Origin of the sequence: Bacillus sp. AR13-1 (assembly GCF_008042285.1) — a bacterium.
GTDB lineage: Bacteria > Bacillota > Bacilli > Bacillales > Bacillaceae_G > Bacillus_A > Bacillus_A mycoides.
Genome location: NZ_QNUA01000021.1, coordinates 52,121 through 64,834, shown reverse-complemented (window position 1 = coordinate 64,834; position 12,714 = coordinate 52,121). Strand labels below are relative to the sequence as shown.

Here is a 12,714-nt window from a genome sequence, read left to right as displayed (position 1 = left end):
CCTATATAGTGAAATGTTAAATTCATTATATAGCGATTTTGTTTAGTAGAAAAAGGGAAGCTTTTCATTTGGCAGTTCCCCTTTTATGATAACTCTCCTATAAACAAAAGTTCTCCTTCATCATAAAATCCATCTTCATCATGGATTATCTCTTGGAAATGCAATGTTTGGATGCTGTTAGAAATTGATATTTTCCATTCATGCCCGAAGTCGGAAGCATTGGAGAGGGGAATCCATTTTTGAAATTCGTTATCTCTATTGAAAAAATTTTGAAAGTAGTCATCGTTTTTAAATATGATGATTTGTGAGTTCCATAAGCTTGCTATTTTGATCATAACAACGACTCGATATGTATTTGTATCGTTCGGTTTCATTGTCATTAATTGATTCGCTTGATTTAACAGGGCTTGAATGCACAATCGCTTTACTTTCCTAGGTGTTGTACTAGAATCGATAAAAGCTTGAGAGCCTGGTAAAGGCATATGCCAGTATTCATCGTTATAGAAAGTAGACGGAAATGCTTTAGTAGAGTCTTCAATTCTTTTTATAAGAGTTTGTGTTCTTCGTTTCATACCACGTATTTTCTGTTCACGCATTGTTGATCATCTCCATAAATTTTTGCAAGGCAGCTGAGTGAAAAATGTCTTTTCGAGTAATAAAGGTAGTAGGAACCTTTTTAAAGTGATTTGGTAATGTATTTAAAGATACACCATGTTCATAATCTGGAATAATGGATTTCATCATAATAGCCGCGCCCATACCTGATTTTACACATGCAAGTATTGCTTCAATTGTTCCGAACTCTAGTATTCTTTTAGGTGAAACCCCTTCTTCTTGAAGCCAGTTTTCTAATAGTTTTCTGTAATAACATCCTTGACTAAAAGCGAGTAAATTCAGTTCTCCTATTGTTTTAAAGGAAGATAGAGGAGTCTTACTAATGAGAACGAGTTCTTCTTCTCGAAATAAAAGGGTATGAAGTTCAACATGCTGAATATTTCCAGCGATGAATGCTCCATCCAGTTGACGGTCTAAGACGAGTTGAGTTAACCATTCGGTCGTATTTGTTTCTAAAATAAATTCGACTTCTGGATACTTTTCATAATAGGTCGTTAATATAGGTGTGAGACGAACGGCTGTTGTAGATTCTGTGCACCCGATTTTTAATGTGCCTTTCGGATGGGTTCTGCTACTTTGAACAGCTTTAATGGATTGATCCATTAAGTGGATGATTTGTTTTGCATATGTTAATAAAATTTCTCCGTTAGAAGTTAAAGTAACACCTTTTCCGTTTCGATAAAATAGTGGTACGCCTAATTCGTTTTCTAGTTGTTTTATACGCATCGTTACACCTGATTGTACATAGTTTAAGTTTTTAGCGGCATGAGATATATTTCCTTCTTTCGCAACTTCAAAAAAAACCGTTAAATCTTTAATGTCCATTTATTATCACCCCGAAAAAGGTATCAATTTTTTTGATGGATTCTATTAATAACACTTATTTTACATGATATCAGAACCTTCATACAATGAAAGGTATATGGGGGAGATAACGTTGATAAGTGAAGAAAAAATTGAAAAGTACAGTAGTTATAATAAATGGATCATGTTAACTTTGGCAACGGTAGCACAGGCAAGTGCAACACTTATAACATATGGAGTAGGGGTACTCGCTTTATTTTGGAAACAGAAATATGCACTTTCGAATATGCAGGTTGGGTTGTTAATAAGTGCTGTAAATATTGGTCCGTTGTTTTGTATGCTTTTTGCCGGAAGGTTACTTGATCGATATAATGAAAGAATATTAATTGGAGCGAGTGCCGTATTACTTGGCGGGGCGCTTTTACTTACTCATATGGCAAGGGGATTTATTGGGTTATTATTTGTCCTTTTTTTAATAGGGACTTTTTATAGCGTATCCCAGCCAGGGGGAAGTAAAGTAATCTTGAAATGGTTTCCGAAAGAGATTCGCGGATTAGCTATGGGAATACGGCAAGCTGGTATACCTATTGGCGGGGCGTTAGCAGGAGTAATAATCCCTTTGCTTACAATTAAATTTAGTTTAGCTTATACGATAAATGTAATTGCAACTATATGTATAATAGGCGGGTTATTGTTTTTCATATTTTATAAGGAATCGTACGTACGAGAACACACGAGCCAAGAAAATGTAAGTATTTCTTTTTGGATGCAGTTAAAAAAGGTAATATGTAAAAAAGAGCTGTATCCAATTTTTATTACAGGTATTTGCATGATTTCTTTACAAATGATATTAGTCGGACATTTTATAAAATTTTTAGTCATTGAAAAATCGATAACACCTATTGTAGCAGGGAAAGTATTTTCAGTTATGCTATTTGCAGGAATGATTGGGCGAATTATATTAGCTACAATAAGTGATACATATTACAAAGGTGATCGTCGTACACCTTTATTAATAACTGTATGTATTTCTTGTTGCTTAATTTTAGTTGTTGTAATGAGTATAAACACAATGACACTTGAGGCATTGTTTGTGATGAGCGGACTGCTAGGATTCTTTGCGATCGGTTGGTTTAGTCTTTTTATGGTTGAAGTTGCTGAGTCTGCAAGTGAGGAATTGGTAGGTCTAACAGTGAGTTTTGCGCTTACACTTAATCAAATTGCTATTATCTTTGCACCTGCTTTGTTTGGTTATATAGTAGATGGAAAAGGCTACACATATGCATGGATGGGGATAGCTGCATTACTAAGCGTTTCAGCAGTGAGTTTATGTAAAAGTAAACGAATATTAAAAATGTAAATCTTTTATGAAGAAAATCTAAAGAAATGTCGTGGGAGTGACATTTTTTTTTTAATATGTTGTATAATCAAGTTATAAATGAGATTCGTTTTCATTAACACTCATTCCCTCTTTTGAAATTACCTGTAATTTTAGCCATAATAAGCTGTTTTTCTTTTTCGTTACTTGCCCGATTTATTTTGTTTAAAAATTTTTCAGCATCATTTCCTTTTAAAATTATAATCTGTTTTCCGTAATATTCAATTAAAACTATATTGTTTTTTGTTACTCGATAATGAAACATCATATCATCTAAACGATTGCGCTTATCGGTCTTTTTCAAATTAACGCCTCCATTCTTGTTAATGTGTAACGAATGTTACATAAAAAATTAAAATTAAAGTTGGATGTATCCGATTGTAAGGTGGAAATTTTGTAAAAAAGAACTACAATAGAGAGTAGTTAAAATTTGAACGTTAGAAAAAGGAATCTAGTTTACTATGAGGAATAATAGAGTAGATAGATTATAAGATATTTAAAAACTAAAAGATATAGAATAGAATGGAAAAGTATAAAGTGAAACTAGATAAAAGAGGGTTCCCATATGTTTAAGAAATGGTTAATCGCTTTCTTTGTTTTTGCTATTTTTTGTGGGAGTGTCGCTGCACTCATACATGCAAATAAAGAAAAGAAATACAGTTTGAAGGCATTTTCAAATTTTGAGGATAAAGTTGGAAATGTTCAACCGAAAGTTGATGCGAATCAGCAAAAACGTTATGATATTGCAGCAACGAAACTCGATCAATATTTAAAAGATAAAGGATTTAACGGGACGGTTCTCGTAACGGATAAAAATAATGTGGTTTTACGAAAAGGCTACGGGTATGCGAATGTAAAAGATAAAGTTTTAACAACGCCAAGAACAAAATATCGCATCGGTTCCATAACGAAAACAGTAGTTGCAATATCTATATTACAGCTAAGAGAAAAAGGGAAATTGAATATTGAAGACAATGTAAATAAGTATATTCCATCGTTTCCAGCAGATAAAAACATTACGTTACGAAATTTGTTAACACATACGTCCGGGTTACCAGATCAGGGACAAGGTAGTGTTGATGCGGCATCACGTTTAAAGTTAGTAACGTGGATTGGAGCGCAAAAGTTGCAATTTCCTGCAGGGACAGGATGGAAATATACAGATTATAATTATATGGTACTTGCGTATATTGTAGAAAAGATATCGAATAAATCGCTTGCTGAATATGTGAAAGAAAACATTTTTACTCCTGTTGAAATGAATGAATCTGGTATGGGTGCAACTCTCCCTGAAGATATTTTCTTAGCAGAAGGTTACACGAAAAAAGATAATGAGTTAATAGCTACACCCCGCTTAAAAATGAACTGGCTGTATGGTTGTGGTGAAATGTATACGACCGTTGAAGATATGAAAAGATTAGATGAGGCTATTATGGATGGAAAGCTGATTTCTAAACAAAGCTTATCAGATATGTTTACAGTATCACCTGCGAGAAAATATGGATTTAGCTTCTATATTTACCCAGATTATTATCATAACCATGGTGTATTAGCTGGCTGGAACACTTTTAATAATTTTAACTGGGATAAAAGAACGTTTGTAATATTATTCTCTAACGTACAAAATGGTATGAATGATACATTTAATCAAGAGTTTAGGAAATTAGCGAATGATTTAATAGAAGGAAAATAATTATTTGAAAATCGGTATTGATATAAAATTATCAATACCGATTTTTTTATTTAGTGAACAAGCATGTATGAGAGGGGATTAGTATTAGAATAAATTTATGAAGGAAGTTAAATGATATGGATGTTAAATATAGGAAGTGTATTTTGTGAATGTCATCTATTTGTATTGAAATTATGTGATTATCATGCGGAAGAATAATTGGTAATTTTTACATTGATGAAAAAGCTTGAGCTTCACACTATGTTAAGCCTTACAGTATTGTAGACATGAACAGGAGGTTGAAAAATGAAAAAAATAGTAAAGTTTTGTTTAATAGCTACATTATCTACAACGATTATTAGTGGATGTTCTTTTGAAGGGAATAATGAAAATGCCAAAGGGAAAGAGAAAGAGGATAAAAAAGTAGAGGTACAGAAAAACGCTGGAAAATATACGATGCCGGATGAAAAAGATAAACATGAAGGTACATGGCTACAATGGCCTCATGAATACACATATGGTCAAGAGTATAAACAAGAAGTTGAACCTATTTGGATTAAGATGGCAAGTGCTTTAACTGAGGGTGAAAAAGTCCACATTGTTGCATATGATGAGGAAGAGAAAGAGCGAATCAATAAGCTTTTAATAGATAAGGGGCTGAATATGGATAAAGTTGATTTCTTTATCGCTCCTACTGATGATGTGTGGGCAAGAGATAGTGGACCGATTTTTGTTTATGACAATAATAAAAATCTAAAAATATTAGATCCAGCATTTAATGGTTGGGGAAAGAAAACTCCATATAAAAATGATGCCCGTATACGTGAGAATGTTAGTAAACAATTAGGGATTGAAAGAATTGATTGGGGGAAATTTGTCCTTGAAGGTGGCGCAATTGAATTAGACAGCAATGGGACTGCTTTATTAACTCGAAGCGCAGTAACGAATAAAAATAGAAATCCTGATTTATCAGAAGCGGAAATTGAAAAATATATAAGTGACCTTGGGGTGACAAACTTTATTTGGTTAGATGGAGTGCCTAATTTAGATATTACTGATTTTCATATTGATGGATTTGCTAAATTCCATGATAAATCTACAATCGTAACGATGGCAGAAGATGACTTGGCTGAATGGGGCTTGTCAAACAAAGATATGGATAAATTGTTAGATGCAAAAAATGCTTCAGGACAGAAATATAAGTACGAATACTTACCGCTTAGTAAAGATAAAGTTACTTTAGAAGGTGGAAAAACTCTAGATTATAAGGGGTCGTATATCAATTATTATGTTGGGAATACAGTTGTATTGGTTCCTAACTATAATGATCCAAATGACAAAATCGCAAACGATACGATTCAGAAATTATACCCGGATCGTAAAGTAGTGGGAATTGATGTGAGAGAGCTTTATAAAAATGGCGGAATGATCCATTGTGTGACACAGCAACAACCGATTCAATTGAAGTAATCGATTATAGTTTCGTTATGTTGCTTTATAGACAAAATAGGTGAAATGCTATCTTTACTTATTTTGTCTTGTTTTAACATCTGTAACAAGAACGGAATGTATAATTTTAATGTAACGATAATTGAATAAAAGTATATTGTCATTATTGGTTTATATGGAAAAGGAGAAAAATGTTTGTGGTAAAGAATTTTAAAAAAGTATTTTCGTTTTTCCCTATCGTTCTACAGTACATTATAAATGTAGCTTTAATCTGTTTGGGAATTGTTTTAAGTGTGTTTCTTATGAAAGAAGTCATTCAATTTATACAAGAACTTAAATTAAATAGTGAGGAATCTATTTATCATTTAATTGATAGCATTGTCGTATTTTTTTTATATTTTGAATTCATCGTAATGATTATAAAGTATTTTCAAATGAACTTTCATTTTCCATTACGTTATTTTATATATATAGGTATTACGGCTATTGTTCGTCTAATTATTATAGACCATGATAGTCCAATGGATTCATTGATATATGCTTGCGCGATTCTTGTATTAATTAGTGCTTTATTCATTGCAAATTCTAAAATAATGCGTCGTGATTTAGAAGAGTGAACGTTTGTTGTTTAAATCAAAAAAGATGTTTTATCTTTTGGTAAAAAGGAGTAACAGTATTGAAAGAAATAATCTTAACCAGTTTTATAATAATAGGGTTTATGATTCTACTATTTAATTGTATACTTTCATAATTTAAAAGAATAAAAGGTTAATAAGGAAAGAGGTTTTTGTAAATATGGTTCATTACAATAATCAAAATAATTTACATCAAATATTTACATTAAAGGGAACAGTTATAAGAGATATTTTCCCGCAAATTTTATTATATATATGTATTTCAACGATAGTAACTGTGATTAATTATTATTATGTAGAAATAAAAATTAATCAAACTCCTTGGGTAATTGTTGGAGGAGCTTTAGGTCTACTGTTAGTTTTTCGTACTAACACTGCCTATGATAGGTATTGGGAAGGTAGAAAGTTATTTGGCACGGTTGGTGCTTGTACTAGAAATTTGGCAGTTAGTTTTTTATGTTATTGGGAGTCTGAAGGGAAAAAGACGGATCAGGAAAAATTGAAATTTTTACATTTGTTAATTGCTTTTCCAAAGATAGCGAAAGGACATTTGAGAGACGAAAAAGATTTATCCGAAATAAAAGCATTGTTTGATATTTGTTCTGAGAAGGAAAAAGAAATGTTGGCTGAGTCTATTCATTTACCGATTAGTATAGTTTTTATGTTAAAAACTATACTATCAAAAGGTTTGAAAACGGGTCAAATTCACCCAAATGCAATAATTAATATGGAAGCTGATTTGAATACTCTGCTTACGGCTGTGGGTGGATGTGATCGGATCAAAACAACGCCTATTCCTTTTGCATATTTTGCTCATATTAAAATTTTACTGCTCATATTTTGCGGGACTTTATCGATTGGTCTTGTTGATAGTCTTGGATGGTTTACAGTACTTGCAACTACGTTTATAAGTTTTGCATTTATAGGGATTGAAGCAATAGGAGTTGAAATTGAGGATCCATTTGGTCAAGATCCAAACGATCTGCCGCTAGAAGGGATTTGCAATGGTGTAGAAACGCATTTAGTGAATTTATATAATCAAAACGCTCTATTAGAAGTAATGGATTTGAATCTTGATAAAAAAATCATCTAATCCTTCATTGTGTACGACGATTAAAATTTAAAAATCTTGTCAAGAGTCAGTTTACGGCTTAACGACGTCTTTATATTTTTTATATAAATATATAATATTTCTCCGTGCTATAATCCATTCATGAAATGTGCACGTTTCAAAAATTGTAATGAAAAGAGAAATGAATTGGGGAATAGTTGGCTTATTGAAAACAGTTATTCAATCATTATTAAAAAGCGAGGTAAGTAATATGGAACAAAAACATAGTGGCATTATTTTTACTGCAATACCAGATGAATCGAATGAATATTATCGACCATTTTATGAAGACATTATTTATTTTAATGAATACTTAAATGAAAATAAAGCATTTACCGATCAACTTATATCTTTATCTGTTGAAGAGCAAGACTTTCATACAAACTTTTTTGAGTATGATGATATTTGGCTAAGAGATGTTGCACCAGTTGTAACAAATCATCTAGTTAAATTCAAATATCAACCGAATTACTTACCGAAAGATCAAGGACGATATTTAGATCAACAATTTAATAAATGGCTGAAAAAGAACGATTTTGAATATGTGACATCTCCATTGATATTAGACGGTGGAAATCTTATTTGGAATAAAAAAGATACCGTTATATTAACGGAACGCATATTTGATGATAATTATGATTGGACGGAAGAAGAAATTATAGAGCAACTGGAATGGGATTTAGATGTGAGTCGGGTTATTATTATTCCTGCTGAAGAGGGAGATGTACTTGCACACGCAGACGGGATGGTTAAATTTATTGATGAACATACAATGTTTATTAGTGATTTTTTAGGGGATCATGAATTTAGATATAAGGTTCAAGAGATTATTCAAGAGCAAATGCCAGAGGCTGAATTTATAGTTGTTCCTTCGTCATATACAGAGAAGGGTCAATACGATGAAGAGATAGCGTCAGCAAAAGGTTTATATATAAATATGTTAGAAACATGTGATACGCTTTACGTTCCTAAGTTTGGATTAGCTAAAGATGAGGAAGTTTTAAGATATATTCAACAGCATACTGAGAAACAAGTTATTCAAAGTCATGTAGGAGAAATATCGACAATGGGAGGCGCGATGAATTGTTTAACGTGGTATTGTCCTAGTCATTTGTTACCTTCAAAAATGAAAAGGCTGAACGATCAGAATGAAGGTTCTTCAATCAGAAAAATATTTGATTGGTTTTAATAAATAAGCTTATATATAAGAGAATGTATTCAAGGGGTATTTATATGTATACAATTACTGAGTTTTCGCGGATTTGTAAAATGAGTACACGGATGCTAAGGCATTATGATAAAGAGGAAATATTGAAACCAGCATATGTGAATCCGGTAAATGGATATAGATATTATGAGCAAGGGCAGCTTGAAATAGCGCTGAAAATTAAAAAGCTAAGGGAGTATAAGTTTCCTTTACCGAAAATCAAAATAATTCTTCAATCATCAGATCAAGATTCATTTATTAAACATATGCAATCACAAATTATAGAGTTGTCTCATGAGGTGAAACAAAATTTACAGGTTATTTCAGAAATGAATGAAATGGTAAATATGAATCATGGTCTAAATATTGCTCGCCATAGAAGTTACGATATATTAATTGGAATGAGAAATGAAATGACGGTAATTACTCAAAGACTACAAATAGATATAGATGATATGGATGATTATTTTTATGACTTATATGAAAAAGTACAAAAGCATAACTTACAAATGGTCGGTTCGCCCTCTACGGTCTTTTATGATGAAGAGTATATTCCAAATGAAAGTGATGTTGAATTAAGGATTCCGGTCATGCATGGGAACAATAAAGATGTAGTACAAGAATATGAAATAAAAAAATTAAATCCACATCAAATCGTTACTACTATGCATTATGGAAGTTATGACTATATAGGCTACGCTTATATTGCGTTAGAAAAATGGATTAATAGATGGTTCACCATATGAGGTCTACATAAAGGGACCTGAATGTGATTGTTTAGTAGAGGAGTATGTGACACAAATTTGTTTTTTAGTTATGAAAATAGACTGAGAATAAGGATTGACATTAACATTATGTCAATCCTTATTCTATTTATGTAAGTAATTCATCATAATAAAAAGGAGAAAGAATATGAAAAGAACAATCATGATTATTTGTCTGATTCTAAGTATGACATGGTTTTCAGCGTGTACTCCTGGAGTAGGAGAAGGTGAGAATGGTAGCTTCGTTCTACCAAATCAGTTGCCAAAAAATGTAGTGTTTAAAAATGGTACAATCTATACTTCAAATGACAAGCAAGACATTGTAGAGGCTGTAGCCGTTAAAGAAGGGAAAATTATATTTGTTGGTTCAAACAAAGATGTAGAAGGATTTATAAATGAAGATACGAAAGTGGTGGATTTACAAGGACGTTTTATTCTTCCTGGTTTTGTGGACAATCACAATCATATATTTGAGGCGAAATCACCAGCAGCAGGGAATTGTAGTGTTTCACCGGATGCTGCGCTGCAAGAACAACGCTCGTATTTAAAGGCTTGTAAAAAAGATGTGAAAGATGGCGAATGGATAAGCGGAACAGGATTTAGTTTGGAAGAGCTGTTAAAAGATATGGACGAAAAATCAGAACAACAAACGCCATTACAAGTTCTTGATGAGTTATTTCCTAATAACCCTGTATTAATTATGGAAAGAACTTCTCATTCTGTATGGGTTAACTCAAAAGCATTGGAAGTAGCGGGAATAAATAAAGAGACGAAAGATCCGCAAGGCGGAAGAATCATCCGGGATCCAGAAACAGGAGAACCTTTCGGGCTTCTGTATGATACAGCAGGGGATATCGTGATGGAAAAAGCATGGAATTCCCAGCCCAATCTCTTTGAAAAAAATTATGAAGGTTTGTTAGACGGTTTAGATGAGGTTGCGAAGAATGGTATTACTACAGTCGGCGATGGACGTCTTTATTGGAAACGAGGCTGGTTAGATGTTTGGAATAAAGTTAATGATGAGAAAAAGTTAACGTCGCGAGTAGTACTTCGTCCGTGGGTATATCCGAACTTAAATGAAGCAGAGCAAATGGAGTATTTCAAAAAAATTAAGCGTGATGATGTATCATCTAGAATGCTTATTAATCAAGTGAAGATGTATAGTGATGGAATTAGCATTAACAGCACAGCTAAAATACTAGAAAAATATAAATTTGAGTGGTTTAAAGGAACACCGTACGGTTTGAACTATATTCCAGAAGAAAAAATGAAGTGGTGGTTGAGTGAACTCAATAAAATTGGTTACGGTGCACTAATCCACACAATTGGAGATGGCGGAGTAAGAGAAAGTTTAAATGCAATTGAAGCAGCGAAAAAAGAAGGGGCGAATCAACCTTATACGCTTACACATGTGGAAATGGTAGAAGATAGTGATATAAATCGTTTTGCTAAGTTAGGTATTAGTGCTGATTTCCAAGTAGGCCATGATTTTGCAGAAGATCCTAAACAAAGCTGGGCAAGTGCGTATTTTTCAAATCAACAGATGAAACGAATTATGCCGTTAGGACGCATTTGGAAAACAGGAGCAAACGTATCACTTAGTAGTGATTGGGATGTAAATGAACTAAATCCACTTGTGACGATTTCGAATGCACTAAGTATTGATGAAAAGGGCTTGTCTGATGTATACGCAGCTATTGATGCATATACAATTAAGCCCGCCAAAGCATTAGGTCTTGATAATATTACTGGTTCAATTGAAGTAGGTAAATCAGCCGATATGGTATTACTAAATGAAGATATTACTAAAATGAGTGCCGATAAGATTCCGAATGCGAAAGTTTTAGTGACGGTTTTACAAGGAGAAGTAGTGTATCACAAGGGAAAATAAAGAATCAGTTTATGAAGTAGTTAATATATTTCTGTTGACCTTAACACGATGTCAAAGTTTAGACTGAACTTACATTCGAAGAAGGGGTGAACATGTATGAGAAATATGGGAAATAGTTTATATTATATGCCTGCTGAGTGGGAAAAACATGAGGGAACATGGCTCCAATGGCCTCATGATAAGGCTCATAGAGGCGAAGGTTACAGATCTAAGCTAGATGATATTTGGGTAACGATGGCAAAGGAGCTTCATTACGGAGAGAATGTGCATATTGTTGTATTTGATGAGGAAGAAAAAGTACATGTACAATCGAAGTTAATTGAAGCGAATGTAGATATGGATAAAATTGATTTTTTAATTGAAGAAACGGATGATGTTTGGATAAGAGATAATGGACCGATCTTTGTAAAAGATAAGGAAGGCAATCTCTGTTTAGCACACTGGGTATTTAATGGTTGGGGGGATAAATATCCGTATGAAAATGATGCTGTTATTCCGGGAAAAATAAGTGAAATGTATAGCATTCCAAAAGTTAAATCTAGTGTCTGTATAGAAGGTGGAGGAATAGAGATAAATGGAAATGGCACCTTAATGGCGGCAAAAACTTCTATTATAAATGAAAATCGAAATCCTACACTAAATCAGGAAGAGATTGAAATAGAGTTAACGAAGTATTTGGGAGTAACGAATTTTATATGGATAACTGGTATTCGCGGAGAGGATAATTATGATGAAGATACAGATTACCATATTGATGGGGCAGCGCGTTTTGTAAATGAAAATACAATTCTTTATGAATATGATCCTTTTGGGGAAGGAGAGTCGTACCTTTTGGAGGCGCAGGAAAAGCATTATCAAGAATTGCGACAAGCGAGAAATATAGATGGAAATCCATTTCAGCTCATACCAGTACCGGTGACAAGAAAAGTGGTAAAAGAGGCAGACTGTAAAGGTTCGTATTTGAACTTTTATATTGGAAATGAAGTTGTATTGGTTCCTATATACGGTGATGAACATGATAAGTTAGGACTTCAAATCATTGAAGGGCAGTTTCCAGGAAGAAGAATTGTCGGTGTTTATGTAAATGAACTGTATGCGTATGGTGGTATGATTCATTGTGTGACGCAGCAACAAGTGAATAAATGAAATGTATATTTTATATGAAAAAGCATGCAGATTCTATAATCT

At 33.0% G+C, this 12,714-nt stretch carries 11 protein-coding genes and 1 pseudogene; 9 read left to right on the top strand and 3 right to left on the bottom strand.

Annotated elements, in window-relative coordinates; genetic code table 11:
* Nucleotides 1–83 precede the first annotated feature (83 nt).
* The gene (locus DN408_RS17150; protein WP_016127385.1) at nucleotides 84–596 is read right to left on the bottom strand and encodes a DUF3916 domain-containing protein; all 513 of its coding nucleotides are present in this window, start codon (nucleotides 594–596) and stop codon (nucleotides 84–86) included.
* Nucleotides 589–1,440, bottom strand: coding sequence for a LysR family transcriptional regulator (locus tag DN408_RS17145; RefSeq protein WP_078178924.1), 852 nt, complete (start codon nucleotides 1,438–1,440; stop codon nucleotides 589–591). Before DN408_RS17145 ends, DN408_RS17150 begins: the two co-directional genes overlap by 8 nt.
* Before the next feature lie 112 nt (nucleotides 1,441–1,552).
* Here DN408_RS17145 and DN408_RS17140 point away from each other — a divergent pair, with 112 nt between their 5' ends.
* Nucleotides 1,553–2,779, top strand: coding sequence for an MFS transporter (locus DN408_RS17140; protein WP_147740266.1), 1,227 nt, complete (start codon nucleotides 1,553–1,555; stop codon nucleotides 2,777–2,779).
* Between the two features lie 94 nt (nucleotides 2,780–2,873).
* Here the strand turns inward: DN408_RS17140 and DN408_RS17135 are convergent, their stop codons facing one another.
* Nucleotides 2,874–3,101 carry a hypothetical protein gene (locus DN408_RS17135; RefSeq protein WP_078178922.1) on the bottom strand — a complete coding sequence of 76 codons (228 nt, stop codon included), beginning with the start codon at nucleotides 3,099–3,101 and terminating at the stop codon, nucleotides 2,874–2,876.
* A 261-nt stretch (nucleotides 3,102–3,362) separates the two neighbouring features.
* On the opposite strand from DN408_RS17135, the gene DN408_RS17130 reads away from it, so the two are divergent.
* From DN408_RS17130 to DN408_RS17095, 8 genes and pseudogenes are all read left to right on the top strand, one after another.
* A complete protein-coding gene (locus DN408_RS17130) occupies nucleotides 3,363–4,490 on the top strand; it encodes a serine hydrolase domain-containing protein (protein WP_078178921.1) in 1,128 nt (375 codons plus the stop codon).
* 285 nt (nucleotides 4,491–4,775) lie between these two features.
* Entirely contained in the window at nucleotides 4,776–5,939 is a 1,164-nt protein-coding gene (locus DN408_RS17125) for an agmatine deiminase family protein (RefSeq protein ID WP_002167874.1), read from the top strand.
* Nucleotides 5,940–6,115: 176 nt separating this feature from the next.
* Nucleotides 6,116–6,535: a phosphate-starvation-inducible protein PsiE gene (psiE, locus tag DN408_RS17120; RefSeq protein WP_147740265.1), complete on the top strand. Its 420-nt coding sequence runs from the start codon at nucleotides 6,116–6,118 to the stop codon at nucleotides 6,533–6,535.
* 178 nt (nucleotides 6,536–6,713) lie between these two features.
* A complete protein-coding gene (locus DN408_RS17115; RefSeq protein WP_147740264.1) occupies nucleotides 6,714–7,646 on the top strand; it encodes a bestrophin family protein in 933 nt (310 codons plus the stop codon).
* 229 nt (nucleotides 7,647–7,875) lie between these two features.
* Nucleotides 7,876–8,853: an agmatine deiminase family protein gene (locus tag DN408_RS17110; protein ID WP_002128426.1), complete on the top strand. Its 978-nt coding sequence runs from the start codon at nucleotides 7,876–7,878 to the stop codon at nucleotides 8,851–8,853.
* A gap of 44 nt (nucleotides 8,854–8,897) precedes the next feature.
* Nucleotides 8,898–9,702, top strand: a pseudogene (locus DN408_RS17105) (MerR family transcriptional regulator).
* An 81-nt stretch (nucleotides 9,703–9,783) separates the two neighbouring features.
* Complete coding sequence (locus DN408_RS17100) at nucleotides 9,784–11,526, top strand: amidohydrolase (RefSeq protein ID WP_147740263.1); 1,743 nt, start codon at nucleotides 9,784–9,786, stop codon at nucleotides 11,524–11,526.
* Nucleotides 11,527–11,622: 96 nt separating this feature from the next.
* Nucleotides 11,623–12,672 (top strand): agmatine deiminase family protein, encoded by a 1,050-nt coding sequence (locus DN408_RS17095; RefSeq protein WP_078178792.1) that lies wholly within the window; start codon nucleotides 11,623–11,625, stop codon nucleotides 12,670–12,672.
* The last annotated feature ends 42 nt before the right edge of the window (nucleotides 12,673–12,714 follow it).